The organism is Sutcliffiella halmapala (genome assembly GCF_002019665.1).
Taxonomy (GTDB): domain Bacteria; phylum Bacillota; class Bacilli; order Bacillales; family Bacillaceae_I; genus Sutcliffiella_A; species Sutcliffiella_A halmapala.
The window spans coordinates 295,931-316,626 of the sequence record NZ_KV917375.1 but is presented as its reverse complement, the minus strand read 5'-3'; the positions used below and the strand labels follow the sequence as shown (position 1 = coordinate 316,626).

Annotated in this window: 21 protein-coding genes; all 21 read right to left on the bottom strand. The window is 41.6% G+C overall.

The window, feature by feature from the left end; all coding sequences use genetic code 11:
* Positions 1-513 carry a NuoB/complex I 20 kDa subunit family protein gene (locus BK580_RS01525; RefSeq protein WP_078378627.1) on the bottom strand — a complete coding sequence of 171 codons (513 nt, stop codon included), beginning with the start codon at positions 511-513 and terminating at the stop codon, positions 1-3.
* Positions 504-878 (bottom strand): NADH-quinone oxidoreductase subunit A, encoded by a 375-nt coding sequence (locus tag BK580_RS01520; RefSeq protein WP_078378626.1) that lies wholly within the window; start codon positions 876-878, stop codon positions 504-506. Before BK580_RS01520 ends, BK580_RS01525 begins: the two co-directional genes overlap by 10 nt.
* 1,419 nt (positions 879-2,297) lie before the next feature.
* Positions 2,298-2,699 (bottom strand): F0F1 ATP synthase subunit epsilon, encoded by a 402-nt coding sequence (locus BK580_RS01515; RefSeq protein ID WP_078378625.1) that lies wholly within the window; start codon positions 2,697-2,699, stop codon positions 2,298-2,300.
* 25 nt (positions 2,700-2,724) lie between these two features.
* A complete protein-coding gene (gene atpD, locus BK580_RS01510) occupies positions 2,725-4,143 on the bottom strand; it encodes a F0F1 ATP synthase subunit beta (RefSeq protein ID WP_078378624.1) in 1,419 nt (472 codons plus the stop codon).
* Positions 4,144-4,281: 138 nt separating this feature from the next.
* A complete protein-coding gene (locus BK580_RS01505) occupies positions 4,282-5,139 on the bottom strand; it encodes a F0F1 ATP synthase subunit gamma (protein ID WP_078378623.1) in 858 nt (285 codons plus the stop codon).
* 115 nt (positions 5,140-5,254) lie between these two features.
* Positions 5,255-6,766: a F0F1 ATP synthase subunit alpha gene (gene atpA, locus BK580_RS01500; protein ID WP_078378622.1), complete on the bottom strand. Its 1,512-nt coding sequence runs from the start codon at positions 6,764-6,766 to the stop codon at positions 5,255-5,257.
* An 18-nt stretch (positions 6,767-6,784) separates the two neighbouring features.
* The gene (locus BK580_RS01495; RefSeq protein ID WP_078378621.1) at positions 6,785-7,327 is read right to left on the bottom strand and encodes a F0F1 ATP synthase subunit delta; all 543 of its coding nucleotides are present in this window, start codon (positions 7,325-7,327) and stop codon (positions 6,785-6,787) included.
* Entirely contained in the window at positions 7,324-7,869 is a 546-nt protein-coding gene (gene atpF, locus BK580_RS01490; RefSeq protein WP_078378620.1) for a F0F1 ATP synthase subunit B, read from the bottom strand. Before atpF ends, BK580_RS01495 begins: the two co-directional genes overlap by 4 nt.
* Positions 7,870-8,054: 185 nt before the next feature.
* Complete coding sequence (gene atpE / locus BK580_RS01485) at positions 8,055-8,270, bottom strand: F0F1 ATP synthase subunit C (protein ID WP_078378619.1); 216 nt, start codon at positions 8,268-8,270, stop codon at positions 8,055-8,057.
* A gap of 55 nt (positions 8,271-8,325) precedes the next feature.
* Positions 8,326-9,075 carry a F0F1 ATP synthase subunit A gene (gene atpB / locus BK580_RS01480; protein WP_078378618.1) on the bottom strand — a complete coding sequence of 250 codons (750 nt, stop codon included), beginning with the start codon at positions 9,073-9,075 and terminating at the stop codon, positions 8,326-8,328.
* A gap of 6 nt (positions 9,076-9,081) precedes the next feature.
* Positions 9,082-9,465, bottom strand: coding sequence for an ATP synthase subunit I (locus tag BK580_RS01475; RefSeq protein WP_078378617.1), 384 nt, complete (start codon positions 9,463-9,465; stop codon positions 9,082-9,084).
* 1 nt (position 9,466) lies between these two features.
* Positions 9,467-9,688, bottom strand: a complete 222-nt coding sequence (locus BK580_RS01470; RefSeq protein WP_078378616.1) for an AtpZ/AtpI family protein — start codon at positions 9,686-9,688, stop codon at positions 9,467-9,469.
* Positions 9,689-10,026: 338 nt separating this feature from the next.
* Positions 10,027-12,315, bottom strand: coding sequence for a S8 family serine peptidase (locus BK580_RS01465; protein WP_078378615.1), 2,289 nt, complete (start codon positions 12,313-12,315; stop codon positions 10,027-10,029).
* 219 nt (positions 12,316-12,534) lie between these two features.
* Complete coding sequence (gene upp, locus BK580_RS01460) at positions 12,535-13,164, bottom strand: uracil phosphoribosyltransferase (RefSeq protein WP_078378614.1); 630 nt, start codon at positions 13,162-13,164, stop codon at positions 12,535-12,537.
* Positions 13,165-13,347: 183 nt separating this feature from the next.
* Positions 13,348-14,589 carry a serine hydroxymethyltransferase gene (locus BK580_RS01455; protein WP_078378613.1) on the bottom strand — a complete coding sequence of 414 codons (1,242 nt, stop codon included), beginning with the start codon at positions 14,587-14,589 and terminating at the stop codon, positions 13,348-13,350.
* 849 nt (positions 14,590-15,438) lie between these two features.
* The gene (locus tag BK580_RS01445) at positions 15,439-15,996 is read right to left on the bottom strand and encodes a TIGR01440 family protein (protein ID WP_078378611.1); all 558 of its coding nucleotides are present in this window, start codon (positions 15,994-15,996) and stop codon (positions 15,439-15,441) included.
* Between the two features lie 93 nt (positions 15,997-16,089).
* Positions 16,090-16,527: a ribose 5-phosphate isomerase B gene (gene rpiB / locus BK580_RS01440; protein ID WP_078378610.1), complete on the bottom strand. Its 438-nt coding sequence runs from the start codon at positions 16,525-16,527 to the stop codon at positions 16,090-16,092.
* A 486-nt stretch (positions 16,528-17,013) separates the two neighbouring features.
* Positions 17,014-18,303 (bottom strand): methyl-accepting chemotaxis protein, encoded by a 1,290-nt coding sequence (locus tag BK580_RS01435; RefSeq protein ID WP_078378609.1) that lies wholly within the window; start codon positions 18,301-18,303, stop codon positions 17,014-17,016.
* 26 nt (positions 18,304-18,329) lie between these two features.
* On the bottom strand, positions 18,330-18,758 hold the full coding sequence (locus BK580_RS01430) for a low molecular weight protein arginine phosphatase (RefSeq protein ID WP_078378608.1): 429 nt from the start codon (positions 18,756-18,758) through the stop codon (positions 18,330-18,332).
* A gap of 201 nt (positions 18,759-18,959) precedes the next feature.
* The gene (locus BK580_RS01425) at positions 18,960-19,514 is read right to left on the bottom strand and encodes a manganese efflux pump MntP (RefSeq protein ID WP_078382603.1); all 555 of its coding nucleotides are present in this window, start codon (positions 19,512-19,514) and stop codon (positions 18,960-18,962) included.
* Between the two features lie 116 nt (positions 19,515-19,630).
* Positions 19,631-20,680 carry an L-threonylcarbamoyladenylate synthase gene (locus BK580_RS01420; protein ID WP_078378607.1) on the bottom strand — a complete coding sequence of 350 codons (1,050 nt, stop codon included), beginning with the start codon at positions 20,678-20,680 and terminating at the stop codon, positions 19,631-19,633.
* Positions 20,681-20,696 lie beyond the last annotated feature (16 nt).

Here is a 20,696-nt window from a genome sequence, read left to right as displayed (position 1 = left end):
CTAGATCACCTGCTTCCCTGTCTTAGCTTCGTGGCGAATTTTTTCTCTTAGTTTATTGATTCCATAAATAAGAGCCGCTGGATTTGGTGGGCAACCTGGAATATACACATCAACAGGTACAATCTGGTCCACTCCTTTTACAACGGCATAGGATTTGATATAAGGTCCACCCGCGGTTGCACAGGAACCCATAGCAATAACCCATTTCGGCTCAGGCATTTGATCATAAAGACGTTTCAAGACAGGTGCCATTTTTTTCGTTACTGTTCCTGAAACGATCATACAGTCGGATTGACGAGGAGATGTACGGAAAAAGGAACCAAAACGATCCAAATCATAATGAGAGGATCCTACTCCCATCATTTCAATCGCACAACAGGCAAGTCCAAAAGTCATTGGCCACATAGAGTTACTGCGTGCCCATGCTTTTAATTCCTCTAATGTTGTAAGGAATATCGTTTGCTTGAGTTCTTCCATTTCTTCTGGTGATATACTCTCTAGATTTAGATCCATTTCAGCACCTTCTTCTTCCAAGCATAGATTAATCCAATCAGAAGCATCACTACGAAAATAAGCATTTCAACCAATGCAAAAATCCCTAGCTTTTCATATGCCACTGCCCATGGATAAAGAAAAACTGTTTCTACATCAAAAATGACGAATAACAGTGCAAATATGTAATAACGTACATTAAACTGAACACGTGAATCATGAAAGGGATCAATACCACTTTCATAGGTCGTTTGCTTTGCAATAGATGGTTTGTTTGGACGCAACAGTCTCCCTATTGTTAATGCAACAACCGGAAGTAAAACCCCTAGAGCTAAGAATACGACTACGATCAAATAGTTATTTTGATATAAGTTTAGTAGATTCATGCCCGCCCCCTCCGAAGTCTCATATTTTTCAGACTGCTCTTAATATTTAAACTTGTAACCGATAACAATTATATCAAATACCAATATCTGTGTCGACATCAATAACCCTTATTCTGACTATTCGTTGGGTAAATATGTCATGGAGGTGGGTTGAGTTTGGTTAGGTTCGCTAATGTTGATGGATAGTTTGGCTGTATGTGAGGATATCGGGATCTGGAGGAGACAGTTTGGGAGAAATATGAGAACCTATTCGAGTTATGTGAGAACCTTCGGGAGAAGCGTGAGAAACTATCCGAGTTGCGTGAGAACCTTGACGAGAAGCATGAGAACCTACTCGAGAACGGTGAGAACGTCCGGTAACTTAGCTGTTTTTAGAAGTGAAAAGTACTTAACTACCAATTTGTTAAAGAGCATTTTTATAAAAGAGTATTATTACGACTACTTTTTTGATAAAAGTAAGGATCTATGTGTAGATTTGTTGCCTTCATTTATAAAAACCGATGTTTTCTGCGAAGTATGAGAACCTAATCGAGTTATGTGAGAACCTTGACTAGAACCGTGAGAACCTATCCGAGTTGCGTGAGAACCTTGACGAGAACCTACTCGAGAACGGTGAGAACATCCGGTAACTTAGCTGTTTTTAGAAGTGAAAAGTACTTAACTACCAATTTGTTAAAGAGCATTTTTATAAAAGAGTATTGTTACGACTACTTTTTTGATAAAAGTAAGGATCTATTTGTCGATTTGTTGCCTTCATTTATAAAAACCGATGTTTTCTGCGAAGTATGAGAACCTATTCGAGTTATGTGAGAACCTTGACTAGAACCGTGAGAACCTATCCGAGTTGCGTGAGAACCTTGACGAGAAGCATGAGAACCTACTCGAGAACGGTGAGAACGTCCGGTAACTTAGCTGTTTTTCGAAGTGAAAAGTACTTAACTACCAATTTGTTAAAGAGCATTTTTATAAAAGAGTATTATTACGACTACTTTTTTGATAAAAGTAAGGATCTATTTGTCGATTTGTAACCTTCATTTATAAAAACCAATCATATCCGCGAAGTATGAGAACCTATTCGAGTTACGTGAGAACCTTCGGGAGAAGCGTGAGAAACTATCCGAGTTACATGAGAACACTAACGAAAAGTGTGAGAACCTACTCGAGAACGGTGAGAATGTCCAGTAACTTGACTGTTTTTAGAAGCGAAAAATACTTAACTACCAATTTGTTAAAGAGCATTTTTAAAATAGGGCACATAACTATCACTTTTCAGATAAAAAATGATTAAAATTACTCGGAAAAGTTATAAAAAATCGGTAGAATAGTGGTTTGATTAAAAATATCACTTTTTCATCACAACAATACAAAAAACCCCTGACCATATATGATCAGGGGTTTCTCTATATTTATGGGTAAGCGTTACCCTCGTTTTGCTACATTGATGCGGTTGATTGCACGTTGGAGAGCAAGTTCGGCACGGCGGTAGTCGACGTCATCTTGTTTAGATTGCAGTCTTTGTTCCGCACGCTTTTTTGCTTCCTCTGCACGAGTAAGATCGATGCGCTCTGCTGCTTCTGCAGTTTGAGCAAGGATCGTAACTTTATCAGGACGCACTTCTAGAAATCCTCCACTGACAGCCACTTGTTCTGTTACGCCGCTTTTTTTCATGCGAACGCCACCGATTTGAAGTGGGGCAACCATAGGAATATGTCCAGGTAGGACTCCAAGCTCTCCGCTGTGAGCTCTTGCTACTACCATCTCTACGTCTGATTCATAAACCGGGCCATCGGGAGTAACTACACTGACTTTTAACGTCTTCATTTCATTCCCTCCTAGGTCCCTTTAATTAAACTTCTACACCCATTTGCTTCGCTTTTTCCAATACCTCGTCGATGCGTCCAACTAGACGGAATGCATCTTCAGGTAGGTGGTCGTATTTGCCATCAAGGATTTCCCTGAAGCCCTTCACAGTTTCTTGAACAGGAACGTAAGAACCTTTTTGTCCAGTGAACTGCTCCGCTACGTGGAAGTTTTGAGATAAGAAGAATTGGATACGACGAGCACGGTGAACTGTTAATTTATCTTCATCCGTTAACTCATCCATACCTAAGATAGCAATGATATCTTGTAATTCTTTGTAACGTTGTAAAGTAACCTGTACTTCACGAGCTACTGCGTAGTGATCGTCACCAACAACTTCAGGAGCTAATGCGCGAGAAGTAGAAGCTAGTGGATCTACCGCTGGGTAAATACCCATTTCAGAAAGCTTACGCTCAAGGTTAGTTGTTGCATCTAAGTGAGCGAAAGTTGTTGCTGGAGCTGGATCCGTGTAGTCATCGGCAGGAACGTAGATCGCTTGGATCGATGTTACAGAACCTACAGAAGTAGACGTGATACGCTCTTGTAATTGACCCATTTCAGTAGCAAGTGTTGGTTGGTAACCAACGGCAGATGGCATACGACCTAATAGTGCGGATACCTCAGAACCTGCTTGTGTGAAACGGAAGATATTGTCCATGAAGAATAGTACGTCTTGTGCTTGGTCATCACGGAAGAATTCAGCCATTGTAAGACCTGTTAAGGCAACACGCATACGTGCTCCAGGCGGCTCATTCATTTGTCCGAATACCATGGCAGTTTTCTTGATAACACCAGAGTCAGTCATCTCGTGGTAAAGGTCATTTCCTTCACGAGTACGCTCACCAACACCTGCGAATACGGAGATACCACCGTGCTCTTGTGCGATGTTGTTGATTAGCTCTTGGATTAATACCGTTTTACCTACACCGGCACCACCGAATAGACCGATCTTACCCCCCTTGATGTAAGGAGCAAGTAAGTCTACTACTTTGATACCAGTTTCAAGGATTTCAACATCCGTAGATAACTGATCGAATGTAGGAGCTTGTCTGTGAATTGGATCACGACGAGAACCTGCTGGGATTGGTGCATCTAAGTCAATGTTTTCACCTAATACGTTGAATACACGACCAAGTGTTACGTCACCTACTGGTACAGAAATAGGATGACCAGAATCTTCTACTTCCATGCCACGAACGACACCGTCTGTAGAAGCCATAGCGATTGTACGAACTGTGTTGTCTCCTAAGTGAAGAGCAACTTCTAATGTTAAAGTAACATCTACTTCGTTTCCGCTACGCGCTTTATGATTGATATGAAGAGCGTTGTATATTTCAGGAAGCTGTCCACTGTCGAACTTTACGTCAACAACAGGACCCATGATTTGAGTAACGCGACCTTTCATCGAATTCCCTCCTAACTTACTTTTGCTATTAATTTGTTGCTATATCATGAACTGTAATTTTAAATGTTGGTTATATGAATCGTTTCAGCGCTTACCCCCTCGAGGTGAGTAAGACGCATCCACTTTTCAAATAACGTTCTATTGTTGAGCTGAAGCACCTGCTGTGATCTCAGTGATTTCTTGTGTAATCGCTGCTTGACGAGCACGGTTGTAAGAAAGTGTTAGGCCACGGATAAGCTCTTTCGCGTTGTCCGTTGCACTTTGCATCGCTGTCATACGAGCAGCGTGCTCACTTGCTTTTGCATCTAATAATGCTCCGTAAATTAAGCTCTCCGCATATTGAGGTAGCAAGACTTCTAAGATACCTTCTTGGGAAGGCTCAAACTCATAAGATGTAATGTTAGATGTAGATGCGATGTCTGTAAGAGGAAGCAGTTTCTTTTCTGTTACCTCTTGAGAAATTGCACTTACAAAGTGGTTGTAATACACGTATAGCTCATCAAATGTCCCATCAGCAAACATGCTTACAGCACGGTTTGCGATGTCCTTAATTTCTGAAAAAGAGACTTGATCTCCGAGGCCAGTAATTTCAGAGTACACAGGGATATTGCGCTTTCTAAAAAAGTCGCGGCCAATTCGACCGATGGCAATTACTGCGTATTCATCCTGAGACTTGTGACGCTTATTTATGGTTTGATGAACCGTACGTAAGATGTTACTGTTATAGGCACCTGCAAGACCACGGTCAGAAGAGATTACGATATATCCTGTACGTTTAACCGGACGGGTCTGTAGCATTGGATGCGTGATATCTGTACTTCCTAAAGCAATACTTGCAACAACCTCTTGAATTTTATCCATATATGGACCAAAAGCTTTTGCATTTGTTTCCGCACGATTTAGTTTCGATGCAGAAACCATTTGCATTGCTTTTGTAATTTGGCTAGTTTTCTTCGTCGAGGTAATTCTCGTTTTTATGTCGCGTAATGATGCCAAAGGTTCTCACCACCTTTTTTTACCCTATTCATAGCGAGGTGCCCCATCGAACGGGAGGATCGAACGTTAGTCCGGTTCCTCCTGTTCTCTGCGGCTTTATCGCTGTGTCAATCTATTACTTTTCAGTAGCTACGAAAGTCTTTTTAAATGCTAGGATTGCTTCTTTGAAGCTCTCGTCGCTTGGTAATCCGTTTGTAGTGCGGATTTCTTCTAGTAGTTCTTTGCGGTTATGATCTAACCAAAGTAGGTACTCATCTTCAAAGCGAGTAACATCTTCTACAGGTACATCATCAATGTAACCTTTAGTTAGTGCATAAAGAATCGCAACTTGTTTTTCCATTTTAAGCGGTTTGTTTAAACCTTGCTTTAGTACTTCAACAGTACGAGCTCCACGGTTTAATTTTGCTTGTGTTGCTTTATCTAAATCAGAACCGAATTGCGCGAACGCCTCTAGCTCACGGTATGATGCTAAGTCTAGACGAAGAGTACCAGATACCTTCTTCATCGCTTTTGTTTGCGCAGATCCACCTACACGGGATACGGATAAACCAGCGTTGATCGCAGGACGTACACCAGAGAAGAATAGATCTGATTGCAAGAATATTTGTCCATCAGTGATGGAAATTACGTTTGTTGGGATGTAGGCAGATACGTCACCAGCTTGTGTTTCAATGAAAGGTAAAGCTGTTAGGGATCCTGCGCCTTTTGCATCACTAAGTTTCGCTGCACGCTCGAGTAAACGAGAGTGTAGGTAGAATACGTCACCAGGGTATGCTTCACGACCTGGAGGACGTTTAAGTAATAGGGAAAGCTCACGGTAAGCGGAAGCTTGCTTTGTTAAGTCATCATAGATAACTAAAACGTGCTTGCCGTTATACATGAATTCCTCACCCATTGTTACTCCTGTGTAAGGTGCTAAGAATAGCATTGGAGCTGGTTGAGAAGCAGATGCTGTTACAACGATTGTGTAATCAAGTGCACCATGCTTACGTAAAGTTTCTACTACTCCACGAACAGTAGATTCTTTTTGACCGATTGCAACATAGATACACACCATGTCTTGGTCTTTTTGGTTAAGAATCGTGTCAATCGCTACAGATGTTTTACCTGTTTGACGGTCACCGATGATTAACTCACGTTGTCCACGTCCGATTGGTACAAGCGCATCGATCGCTTTAATACCTGTTTGAAGTGGCTCATGAACGGATTTACGATCCATTACACCAGGAGCTTGACTTTCGATTGGACGAGTTTTTACAGTTTCAATAGGACCTAAACCATCAACTGGTTGTCCTAATGGGTTTACTACACGACCGATAAGTTGCTCACCTACCGGTACCTCCATGATACGGCCTGTACGACGTACTTCATCGCCTTCGCGGATTTCACGGTATGGTCCTAAAATGATAATACCGACGTTGTTTTCCTCTAAGTTTTGAGCAAGACCCATAACTCCGTTAGAAAATTCAACTAGCTCTCCAGCCATGACGTTGTCGAGACCATGAGCACGAGCGATACCATCCCCAACTTGGATTACAGTACCGACATCGCTAACTTCGATTTCTGACTGATAGCTCTCGATTTGCTTTTTTATCAGTGCACTAATTTCTTCAGCTTTGATGCTCATGAATTTCACCCCTATCTACTATCTATTCGTTGTAAGTTGACGTCCTAGACGTTCTAATTTCCCACTAACACTACCATCAAAAATACGGTTACCGATGCGGATTTTCACACCGCCGATTAGAGATGAATCTACCAAGTTGTTAATGATTAAAGCAGATTTTCCAACCTTCGCTGCAAATACAGATGAAAGTGTGCTTTTTTCTACTTCTGATAGCTCACGTACTGAGTACACAGTAGCGCTTGCCACGTTGCGCGCTTCATTGGAAAGCGTTTGATACTCATCAATCATATCGAGTACGATAGATTGACGATGACGATCTATTAAAAGCTTTAGCGTATTAACGATATATGGTGACGCTGTTGCAAATGCTTCTTGGATAATTTGTTTCTTAGAATCTTTACGGATTTTCGGATTGCTTAATACGAGATGTAAGTCTTGGTTGCTTTCGAATACCTTTCTTACTTCCGCTAGCTCTAAGTCAAATTGACCATAAAGATTATGTTCTTTCGCTAGTTCGATAAGAGCGAGTGCATAACGCTTTGCTACTCCGTTTTTGCTCATCGCGCTTCGCCTACCTGTTTCACATAATCATCGATAAGCTTTTGCTGATCTTGTGCGTTTAATTCTTTTTCAATTACTTTAGAAGCGATCAATACAGAAAGAGATGCAACTTGCTCGCGTAATGCGACAACTGCTTGTTCTTTTTCTTGTACGATTTCTTTTTTCGCAGACTCTTTTAAGCGTGCTGATTCTTCTTGAGCAGCTCTTACGATATCTGCTTTTTGATCTTCAGCAATCTTCTTCGCACCCTCAACAAGCGCTTGTGCTTCAAGACGTGCTTCTTTTAAAAGTGCTTTTTGCTCTTCTACAAGAGTTCTTGCTTCTTCATTACTTCGTTCAGCTGATTGGATTTCGCCCGCAATATGATCTTCACGTTGCTTCATTATTCCTAAAAGCTTATCCCAAGCAAATTTTCGAAGTAAAAAAAGTAAAATTAAGAATGTAATAACTTGGAATAGTGCGTCTCCTAAAGTAAGGAGGCCTGCACCAAGAACTAAGTGATCTAAGCTATACAATGCTTTCACTCCCTTCAAGGAATACATAAGAAAAGCGCTAGCTAGATGATGTTCCAGTAATCTGGAGCACCTCGGCTAGATATTTTCTAATAATTTATTGGATTTATTAACGAAGGTAAATACTGTTTACACCTATTAATAATACTTTTTATAAAGGAAAGGCGAAGGTTCTCAAGTGAGACGGACTTCGCCATTTTTGAATAACTAATAGATTAGTTAGTTCCCATTACCATGAACGCTACTACTACTGCGATGATAGGAATCGCCTCAACTAATGCTACCCCGATGAACATAGTAGTTTGAAGTGCTGATTTAAGCTCAGGTTGACGAGCGATACCTTCTACTGTTTTACTTACGATCATACCGTTACCAAAACCTGCTCCTAATGCTGCTAAACCAATTGCGATTGCTGCTGCTAATGCACCCATTGATTGTTTCCTCCTTATGATTAAAAAAATTGTTTTTTTGTTAAAAATTTATAAATTAATGGTCATGACTCACTTTGTGTGCCATATAAACCATTGTTAACATGGTAAAAATGAACGCTTGAATCGTTCCGATAAACAAACTAAATGCTTGCCATATTAACATCGGCACTATGGCTACTAACGTGCCAACGATACCGGAGAAGAAGCCCATTTGATAACCATTCACAGCTAGTCCAGCAAGTAAGCCCAAAAGTATCTCACCCGCAAATATGTTTCCATATAAACGAAGACCTAGAGTTAAAGTGTTAGCAAATTCTTCTATAATCTTTAGTGGGAATAGAAAGCTCATTGGTTTGAAGAAATCTTTCCCGTATTCTTTGAAGCCTTTTAACTTAATCCCGTAGTAATGTGTTAAGGCAATAACCATAACGGCAAGACTTAACGTAATTACAGGGTCTGCTGTAGGTGACTTCCACCATAATTCATGGTCGCCTGCTACAATTGCGAAAGGTAACCCTAGCATGTTTGCAACGAACACATACATTAAAAGAGTTAATGCTAATGCAAGAAATCTTCCGCCTGTTTTTAAATCCATTGTACTGCTAATAATTCCTCTTGCGAAATCAACCAACCATTCCATGAAGTTTTGCGCGCCGGTAGGCTTCATTGCAAGCGTTTTTGTTGCTAAAACCGCGATCAGGAACACAATAATGGCAGTAATAATTGTCATTAAAATGTTAGATAGATTGAAGCTTAAACTCCCACCCAATATTTCAATAGTCCTTATAGGAGCATTGTGATCCAACAGTACTCACCTCTCTTCCCCACTGCTTGTAAAGAGTATTACAAATGAATCTATGATAATGACAATATAGGATGTCATAATCCCTATGATGACACTGTAGAGATTTACGTGCTCTGGAAATCTTACAGCTACGACTACACCAAGGACTGCTGCAGCCATTCTTGACAAAGTACCTAGCGAATATGCTCGCCCACCAGTGGCGACTGCTTCGGCAAACTTTCCGACTTTTCGATATAAAAGCCAGTGATTATAAAAACTGATGATGATCCCTATTAGATAACCGAGGAACCACTCTGGAAATGGGGTTAATCCCCACCCTAAAACTGATAAGGCGCTAATAAACAAGAAGTACTTGGCGTGCCTTATGAATATTTCTTTAGATTCAGGCATATTATGACTCTCCTGAGAAGAATTGGCGGACTGCGTATAATACTCCGTATACACCGGATGCTAGTCCTAATAGAAGTCCTAAGATAAGAAACAATGGTTCAGTACCAAATTTTCCATCCAGCCATCTTCCTGAAAATAATCCGACTAAGGTTGGACCAACTAGGTAGGAAAGAATCGTGGACATTAAGGCCATTGCTTGGAATGGGCGGCGTTTATCTTTCATCAAAACACCCCGTTTTTCGTGCGGTAAAATACTGAGGTCTTACTCAAAAATCGGTGCTAAAATATGAGTTAAAATACTTGCAAAAGTTTTATGAAAACCTTATCATTTTATACCCTTTGTAAGCATACAATAGCACTTATTCAATGTCAATGTGTTATTCGGAAAAAATCGACAAACTTTTCTTGGTAAGATTTTCTCCAGAAAAAAACAGCCAAATGATGAACGTTTTCCTCATTCGACTGTTGTATACCATGTATTTTACCATATATGGTATTGGGTGAAAGTTCGCATTTTGTGAACATTATGTGACTTTTGTCACTCATCCAAATTCCGATAAATTATTCAAAATAAAGGTCCGCTTCTACCGAGTCTTCTTTATCCAATTTCTTTGCAAAAACCACCGCTTTTACAAGCCCCTTCACCTTAAGTTTATCGGCTTCAATTTTCTTTTTAAACAATCCTCGTGGAACGTCTCTTTCCCAATCTAAGTATTGAATAAAATGGAGTGAGTCTGCCTCATATAGAGCAATTCCCAATTCCTCTGCCCCCTCAGGTAAGTACACCTCGTATTGGTACTCGCCTTCTCGGTCACCATAACCAAATTGAAAACCCATAATTCTCGGATAATCGGGTTCTTCTATTATATAGAGGAAAGGTAATCGGAGCTCTTGGTTGTCAGCTTCTACGGTTATATTACCTTCATGCATACCTGGCTTCTGGATTTTCGGGTTAATATCCAGTGTGATTGTTGTCTTTTTCTTTTCATTTGGCGAAAGAGTGAAGGAAATTGGTACCTTCCATTGAATGCCTTTGTTTGCTTTTGGCGTTTTAAATTTGTATTTCACTTCTTTGCCCGATACATTTTCGACAACAACTTCTATTTCTTTTTGGGTTCGGGGATCTTTTTTCTCAAGCATTCCAAAGTTAAGCGTTCCTGGATAAACGAGACTATTCGTTTTTACCGCATTTTCGAGCTGAATCCTGCCTGTACCTTGCTCTAATACAGAATAGGAATCACCGTCTTCGTTTACAAGAGGCTTGGTTGTATTCATCAGAGCCGCTTTAATTTGATTTGGCGCCCAGTCTGGATGTGCTTGCTTCAATAGCGCACTTGCCCCTGCAACGTGTGGTGCTGCCATACTTGTGCCTTGGAGTGCTAAATATCCATTTGGGATCGTGCTATCAATGGCTACACCTGGAGCAACCACATCGGGTTTTATTTCCCAATTATGCGTGACTGGCCCCCTTGAACTAAAGCTTGCGATGAGATCTTTATGCCATATATAGGTCGTGCGCACGAGAGAAAATCTTCTATCCAGCTGTTTTTTTAAATATAACCCATCTTCTCTTGAAATAGATACGACTGGAAGGTCCATTTCTACTTCTAATGATCCTGTAAAATTCCCCGCTAAGTTATTGTAAATAACGACTGCTGCGGCTTCCTTTTCCTTGGCATTCCAAGCTTTTTCAGAAAATGGAATCTTTCCACGTTCCGCAAGGACAATCTTTCCTTTTACATCTTCTGGCCAATCTTCATCTTCCCCCAACCCTACATATACCATTTCCATCGCTTTGTTTTTGGGAAATTTCCATGGTGCCGCCCCTTGGAGTGGAAGCATCTCTATTTCACCCCGGGCCAAGACTGGCGAAAGATGTGCAATGTGTAGTGGTGGTGTGGATGCACCAACGGAGATCGCTTGTGTAGAAGTCCCAGGCGAGCCTACGGTCCAGAGATTTGGTCCAGAATTCCCACTGGAGGTAACCGCAACGACACCATGCTCTACAGCCTTATCGAGCGCAAGACTTGTTGGCCAGTCTGGCCCGTTTATCGTGTTACCAAGCGAAAGGTTAAGAACGTCCACTTTGTCATGAATCGCTTTTTCAATTGCTGCAATGACATGCTCACTTGTCCCATGACCCCCTGGACCTAGAACCCGGTAGGCAATGATTTCAGCTTCTGGCGCAACACCTTTGAGGTGCCCATTTGCTGCGATAATTCCCGCAACATGGGTTCCATGAAGCGTCGGCATTCCTTGAGATTTCTTTGTCTCCATTGGATCTTCATCTTCATCTACAAAGTCATAACCGCCCCCATAGTTTTTCCTAAGGTCCGGATGTGTGTAGTCAATCCCTGTATCAATGATTCCTACCTTTACACCTTTTCCTGTGAGACGATTTCCCTTGTTATCATAGAAGCTTCGCATTTGCTCGCCGCCGATAAAAGGCACACTCTCATCAATGGTTGGCGTGTAGCTTGTTACAGGTGAAACTTCTACGATACCATCCTCCTGTTGGAGCTTTTCGAGATCTTTGAGCGGTCCTTTAATGGCAAACCCCTTAAATACAGCAGTATACGTTCTCTTTATATGTAGCGTCGGGTAATGCGATTGGATTTTTTGCTTGATCCGCTCTTGTTCTGATTCTTCCACTATTAAAATAACGGTCTGGACGTCTGAACCTTGTTGCGAATCAAAAACAGGTAAAGGAGGCCTTTTGGGATATTTAGTATCTAAAGTATGTATCTCATCTAATTTCGAATGTTTCGAAGCACTCGCAACAGTAAATAATGTGGTGGAATAAAGCCCACTCACCAAACAAAAAACCATCAAAACCTTTCCAAACTTCACGATCCCTCACCTCTTCCTAATAGCATTAAACAAAGCAAAACGAAATATGCACGGTTTGTCGGTTTACTATAAATGGAATTTGGGGCCAGGCACCGATTGGAATTTATACCCAATCGGTGCCTAGCCCCAACCAAAATGCATCTACCAAAATTTCCTCAACAAAAAAAGAAGCACTCTCCACATGAACTGGAAAGCACTTCTTCTATCATCAATACCTTATTATTTAGTTCCGTAAAGACGGTCGCCAGCGTCACCTAGGCCTGGAACGATGTAGCCTTTTTCGTTTAGCTTTTCGTCTAGGGCAGCGATGTAGATGTCTACGTCTGGATGCGCTTCTTTTACTACTTCTACACCTTCAGGGGAAGCGATAAGGCACATGAATTTAATACTTTTTGCCCCACGTTTTTTCAAGGAGTTGATTGCTTCTACTGCGGATCCGCCAGTTGCTAGCATTGGATCAACTACGATGAAATCTCTTTCTTCTACGTCAGAAGGTAATTTTACATAGTATTCAACTGGTTGTAATGTTTCAGGGTCACGATATAAACCGACATGTCCAACTTTTGCAGCTGGAATCAATTTCAGCATCCCCTCTACCATTCCAAGTCCTGCGCGAAGAATTGGGATAATTCCTAGCTTCTTACCAGCAAGTACATTAGATGTTGACTTTGATACAGGAGTTTCAATTTCTACTTCCTCAAGTGGAAGGTCACGAGTAATCTCGAATGCCATTAAACTTGCTACTTCATCAACTAGTTCACGAAACTCTTTCGTACCAGTATTTTTATCTCGGATGTATGTAAGTTTGTGTTGAATTAATGGATGATCAAATACGTACACTTTTGCCATTCGAAATCTCTCCTTTATAATCCTTATTTATGTTATGCCTTGAGCTGGTTTACCAAAAACTAAGACCTAGCTTCCTAATCACACTTCCATTGATTCTACATAAAAAGCGAAAGTGATTCAAGTAAATTATATGTTTTTTTGCATAAAAAAGAGAGGTCTAACATCAGACCTCATCCACAAACATTATCCAAGAGACGGATATAATTCATATTTTCCAGAAAGTGCTTCGATACGAGACTTCGCTTCTTCAAGCTTTACTTCGTCTTCGTGGTTTTTTAAAGTAAACGCGATTAATGATGCAATCTCATCCATATCCTCTAATCCGAAGCCACGGCTTGTTACTGCAGCCGTTCCAATACGAACACCACTTGTTACGAACGGGCTTTCAGGATCAAATGGAATCGTATTTTTGTTTACTGTGATTCCAACTTCATCAAGAACTTTCTCTGCAATTTTACCTGTGATAGATAAAGAGCGCACATCTACTAATAGTAAATGGTTGTCCGTTCCATCAGAAACTAGTGTTAGTCCTTCTTTTTTCAATGCTTCTGCAAGTCGTTGTGCGTTGTCGATGATTTTTTGAGCATAATCATTGAATTCTGGTTGTAAAGCTTCCCCGAACGCTACCGCTTTTGCTGCGATTACGTGCATTAAAGGACCACCTTGAATACCAGGGAAAATAGATTTGTCGATCTTCTTCGCCCATTCTTCTTTACAAAGAATCATTCCACCACGTGGACCACGAAGTGTCTTATGCGTAGTAGTTGTCACGAAATCAGCATAAGGTACTGGGTTTGGATGTAAACCAGCAGCTACTAATCCAGCGATATGCGCCATGTCAACCATTAAGTACGCGCCAACTTCGTCTGCAATCTCACGGAATTTCGCAAAATCAATGACACGTGGGTACGCGCTTGCGCCAGCTACAATTAGCTTCGGCTTATGTGTTCTTGCTTTTTCTGCTACATCTTCATAGTTAATAGTATGAGTGTCCTTGTCCACTCCATACTCAACGAAATTATATTGAACTCCACTAAAGTTTACTGGGCTACCGTGCGTTAAATGACCACCATGAGAAAGGTTCATCCCAAGAACTGTGTCACCTTGTTCTAATATAGTAAAATAAACCGCCATATTAGCTTGAGCACCTGAGTGTGGTTGAACATTTACATGCTCGGCTCCGAAAATTTCTTTCGCACGATCACGGGCAATGTTTTCTGCTACGTCAACGTGTTCGCATCCACCATAATAACGACGTCCTGGATATCCTTCTGCATACTTATTTGTTAACACAGAACCCTGTGCCTCCATAACGGCTTCGCTTACAAAGTTCTCAGAAGCAATCAGCTCAATTTTTGTACGTTGTCTACCTAATTCATCTTGAATTGATTGAAACACTAGTTGATCCTGTTGCGCTAATTTCACTTTCGGAATCCCCCTTTAGAAATATACATCATGGTTATTATCAAACTGCTATTCATTCGGCTTTTCAACCTTTACCACATTCATTTTATCATGGAGACGACATAATAGAAACAGAAAAGGAAGAATGGTAGCGCTTACTGTGAAAAACTTTCGGATTAGGGGGGTGGTGGGGAGAGTGGGATTTGATTTTTTCGGGACTTTGGTGGGAGGTTGGTTGTGTGTCGGTAGGGCGGTTGGAGGGTACGATCAGGGCTTGATTGTTACCTGTTTTCTTGTTTTTGGGATTTGGAGGGCACGATCAGGGCTTGATCGTTACCTGTTTTCTTGTTTTCGGCGTTTAGAGGGCACGATCGCGGCTTGATCGTTACCTGTTTTCTTGTTTTCTGCGTTTAGAGGGCACGATCGCGGCTTGATCGTTACCTGTTTTCTCGTTTTCAGCGTTTAGAGGGCACGATTGCGGCTTGATCGTTACCTGTTTTCTCGTTTCCGGCGTTTAGAGGGCACAATCGCGGCTTGATCGTTACCTGTTTTCTCGTTTTGGACGTTTGGAGGGCACGATCAAGGCTTGATCGTTACCTGTTTTCTTGTTTTCAGCGTTTAGAGGGCACGATCGCGGCTTGATCGTTACCTGTTTTCTCGTTTCCGGCGTTTAGAGGGCACGATTACGGCTTAATCGTTACCTCTTTTCTTGTTTTCAACGTTTAGAGGGCACGATCACAGCTTGATCGTTACCTGTTTTCCCGTTTCCGGCGTTTAGAGGGCACGATCACAGCTTAATCGTTACTCGTTTTCTGCGTTTAGAGGGCACGATTACGGCCTAAAAAGGTGACTGGCACCAATTCACTTTTATTATTCCCCTTCAAATACCGCTTCGTATACGGCTCTTGCGCCGCCGATGAGTTTTGGTCTTGTTTTGGCCATGGTGATGTGGGCGCCGCCGATGGTTTTCACTTTGCTTCTGACTGGGACTGCGACGTGTTTGATATGCATGCCGATTAGGGTATCGCCGATGTCAATGCCAGCGTCGGCTCTGATGTGCTCGACCATAACAGCTTGGTTCATCCGATGGTAGACATAGGATGCCATAGCACCGCCGGCATGCCGAACAGGGATGACGGTGACTTGTTCAAGGCCGCGCTGTTCGGCCGTTTCCCGCTCCACAACTAGGGCACGATTCAAGTGTTCGCAACATTGGAACGCTAATTCAACACCGGTACGTGCCCGGAAATCTGCCAATACCGAATACATTGTTTCGGCGACACCCTCTGTTCCCGCTGTGCCGATCTTCTCGCCAATTACTTCGCTTGTACTGCAGCCGATGACTAACAGTTGACCTTTTGTCAGGGAAGCCTGATCTTGAAGGTCCTGTAATGCCTGTACTAATTGTTCCTTCCATTCTTCCTGCATGAATCCTCTCTCCTTTCAAATGATGGAATATATAAAAGCAACCCACAAATGTCCTCGTTACCGCTGACACCCATGGGCTCCCCTAACATCTAATTACTTTTCAATAGCATGAATTTTTTGTACGCGATTTGCATGGCGGCCGCCTTCGTACTCGGTGGTAAGCCATACTTTTGCAATTTCTAACGCTAGGCCCGGTCCAATAACGCGCTCGCCCATCGCTAGGATATTGCTATCATTGTGCTCTCGCGTTGCTTTTGCGCTGAATAGATCATGAACCAATGCACAGCGTATGCCGTTCACCTTGTTTGCTGCAATCGACATACCAATGCCCGTTCCGCAAATTAAGATTCCACGATCGAACTCGCCACTAGCAACCTTCTCTGCCACTGGTAACGCATAATCTGGGTAATCGACAGACGTTTCACATTCACAGCCAAAGTCCTCAAACTCTATATTTAATTCTTTTAACAAACCTTTAATTTCCTCACGGATATTGATTCCACCGTGATCCGATGCAATTGCCACTCTCATTTTTCTCATCCCTTCAACTGGATATCCTTATATGTACATCTTACCCTTGCCCATAAAAAAAATCCAATCTTGCGTATTGGTTATTTACTTACACCGAACAAGGTTCTAATCTAAGCATGCTGGTTGAAATGACTCACTAAAATAGGGAAATGTTCGATTACTTTTAGGATGTGTTAAATAAATTCTGGTATCTGTTAGATAAACTTAAAAGCTTTTAGATTCTAGATTAGTCCGGAAATGCGTTAGAATTCCTCGATTTCACCCTAATTTCCCTTTCAAAACCTCTATGCGGGAGGATTTTGAAATTTTCATGTAAAAAAAGATGGTATCTCATTAAAATAAAAGCTTTTAGGTAATATTTTCGGTTTAATCGTTGAAATCATTGGCAGGAGCTAGTTTGAGGTTCAGCTTTTTTTAAAATACGGATCTCAAAAACGCAATAGAAGCTTGAGCGGCATCTCCCAAGCTTCCATCGTTTTTTCTCTATTAGATTTTGAATTTCGATATTGTATTTTTCAGTTGTTTTGCCTGTTGCGCTAGTTCTAGTGAGATTTTTTCCACATTTGCGATCATGGCTGCTTGTTCTTGGGTTGTTGCGGTTACTTCTTCTGCTCCAGCGGATGTTTCTTCGGCTATCGCTGCAACTTCTTGTGACTGTTGAGCTGTTACACGAATGCTGTCCATTTGGCGGTCCACTAGGCTAGCGATTTGTTTCACGGACTCTGCAACCTCTAGTACTGAATGGGTCATTTCTGCAATTACCGCGTTTGTTGCAGTTCCTTTTTCAGCTTCCACATTTGCTGCCTTCACTTGGCTTGTGATTTGCGTTACGACATTTTTTACTTCTTCTTGGATATTCTTAATTAGCTCTGAAATACCCTTTACCGCTTTGGCACTTTCGTCTGCTAGAGATCGAACTTCTTCTGCAACGACAGCAAAGCCACGGCCATGTTCACCTGCACGCGCCGCTTCGATGGAAGCATTAAGTGCGAGAAGGTTTGTTTGGCCTGCGATATCACCAACAAGTGAAATGATATTTTCTACTTCTCTTGCATTTTTTTCTAGACGTTCCACAGCTTCTAGAGATGTTTTGTTTTCACCAGCAAGATGTTGAATTCCAGATACCAAGGAGTGAATGACTTCCTTACTTTCTTCGAGATCTTTGACCATCTCTTGTGAGAGTGCTTGGGAGGACGTTGCTTTTTCATGAACCTCGTCGGCAATTTTAATAACATCTTCTACAGATTCCGCGGTGTCTTGTACGGAAGAAGCTGAACTTTCGGCACCTTTTGCAATTTCTTCAATCGTTAAGGAAATGCTTTCTGCTTGCGAGGATGCCTGCATAGAAACATCCGAAATTTCCATTACCTTTTTATTCGTTTGTTGGAAGTTTTGATCCACGGTTTTTACCATTTCACGTAGATTATGTAGCATTAAATTAAACGCATTACCAACAGCACCAATTTCGTCACGTGATTCGGAAACAGGTAAATCTTCTGTTAAATCGCCATTTGCGGCTTTTTGTGCTGCGACTTCCAATTGTTGAAGAGGTTTGGTAATAAATCGAGCTGCAAAGAAAGCTAGAATACCAGACCATGCTACTCCTAATACCAGGGTCAGTATCGTAAATACACTAGCACCCATGAAGCTTTCCACATAATTCACGACAAAATAAATAAAGAATCCACTTACTGTATACGTGATTGCTGCTAGAATGGTGGCAAATAAAACTAGCTTTAAACGCAAACCAAACTTATACTTTCTTTTTTCCTCCATCATGCTTCCCCCTAAAATATGTTGCTCTATATAATTTTTTTCACAACCAACTCAATCAAGGTTTGTAGCTCATCAAATGTCGTTCTGTATGTATGAACGCTCCCACCGAATGGGTCTGACACCTCGCCGTGTTCACCAATGAATTCTTTTAACGAAAAAGTTTTCCCAACTGCTGTCGGATAGCGTTCTACTACCAATTTCTTATGCTGATTCGTCATCGTAAAAATATAGTTCGCCCACTCGACGGACTCTTCCGTGAGCAGAGCGGAAACATGTGCATGTATTATTCCTTTTTCTTTTAACACTTCTTGTGCTTGATAGGAGGCTTCACTTCCCGACATTGCAAACACACCTGCAGATCTAACTTGAACTCCAGCTAGCTTCTTGCTTATTAAAATTGCTTCTGCCATAGGGCTACGGCATGTATTTCCCGTACATACAAATAAAATGTTCATTCAGTAACTCCTCCTTTTCTCCTATTATAAACAAAAGGGTGGAGAAGAAAAACGCCTTCTCTTCTTATTTCGGCAACTTCCCTTCAACCTTTAGTGAGGTTTAATTTTTAAATGAAAAAAGACCTTAAAAAGGTCCGAAATTTAACGAAATATAGACACATCTTGTAGAAAAAACCGATTAGGCAAAAATACCTACACTGCTTAAGTGAAGAAAATTAGCTTTAAACCAAATCCGAGTAAAATACTTCCACCCAGTGCTTCGCTATAGGATCCGAACCAGCCTTGCAGTTTTCGCCCAAATAATAAACCGATCCAGGTGAGGAACATGCTTACAACCCCAAACATGATAACTGTTAAAAGTGTCTTCGCTCCGTAAATCCCAAGGCTAAGTCCGACCGAGAAGCTATCTAAACTAACGCTAAGGGCAAACACAATAAGACCAGCACCGATTGGAGTGATGAGTGGCCCTTCTTCTTTTTGTAACGAGGATAGCATCATTTGGACTCCGAGCATGATAAGTAAAAGACCACCCACTAATGTGGCAATCGAGCCAAACTGTTCGGACAATGCCTTTCCAATCAGCATCCCAGCTAGTGGCATAAACACATGAAAAATCCCAATAGTTACTCCTATGTAAAAGATTTGCCTCATTCTTAATTTAATCATACCCATGCCAAGTCCTACAGAAAAAGCATCCATTCCTAGTGCAATTGCCATTAATAAAAGCGTCATTAACTCTCCAAGCATCCCCGTCATCCCTGCATTCCCCTCCCAGGACTTGTCTACTTCAAGATATGCAGGACAAGTTGGGATTAGAAGGGAAAAGCTAGTTTGCTTACACAAAAAAAGCAAGATCTCCAAACGAGGAAATCTTACTTCATTTTGATTATTTTATGGCCTGCAGCTTTTTCAAGTCGATTCATTATTGCTACGCCGACTCCTTCTTTCGGAAAGGTTTCACTATAAATGATATCTACATCCGTTGCGTTAAAACTTCTGAGTGCATCATATAAATGGGTAGCGACTGTGGATAAATCATTTTTTGTTCCACAGGTGTGGACAACGTCACCTTCCTGATTTAGGAGCGCTTTTGTTTCTTCCGTCACGAGTAGGCCCACTTTTTTATGCTCTTTCTTAGCCGTATGGACGATCTCATTGAAAAAGTCTATCGTACCATCAACTAAAAATACTGGCGCTATCGGCGCGTAATGAGTATATTTCATACCAGGAGATTTCGGTGCATGCTCTTGCGATTTAAGAGCAGGATCTACCTCTACTTGACCCACCACTTCCTCAAGCTGCTCTTTTGTCACACCACCTGGACGTAAAATAACAGGTATATTGGTGGTGCAATCCACAACGGTTGATTCTAAACCAACACCCGTTGATCCGCCATCTAGAAGCCCAGCGATTTTGCCGTTTAGATCTTCATCCACATGTGCCGCTGTGGTAGGGCTTGGTTTTCCAGAAAGATTGGCGCTTGGCGCAGCAAGTGGAAGGCCAGCTACCTCCATTAACGCTAATGCTACTGGGTGATCTGGCATTCGGATCGCAATGGTATCAAGGCCTGCGGTTACATATGCAGATACGCCGTCTTTTTTCGGGAGCACAAGAGTAAGTGGTCCCGGCCAAAAAGCTTCTATTAACTGTTCGGCTGCTTGTGGCAAGTTATCCACAAGGCTTGTGAGTTGTTCTTTTTTAGTGATATGTACGATTAAGGGGTTGTCACTCGGACGTCCCTTTGCTTGAAAAATCCTTAATACAGCTTGGTCCGATAGGGCATTTGCTCCTAAACCATAGACCGTTTCAGTTGGGAAAGCGACCACCTGGTCCTGGTGTAAAAGCACCGCTGCCTCTTTAAGCTGTGGATAATTTATTTTGAATGGGTCTGTGTTATCCACAATCCACTTTTTCGTTTCCATTTTATCTACCTCTTTT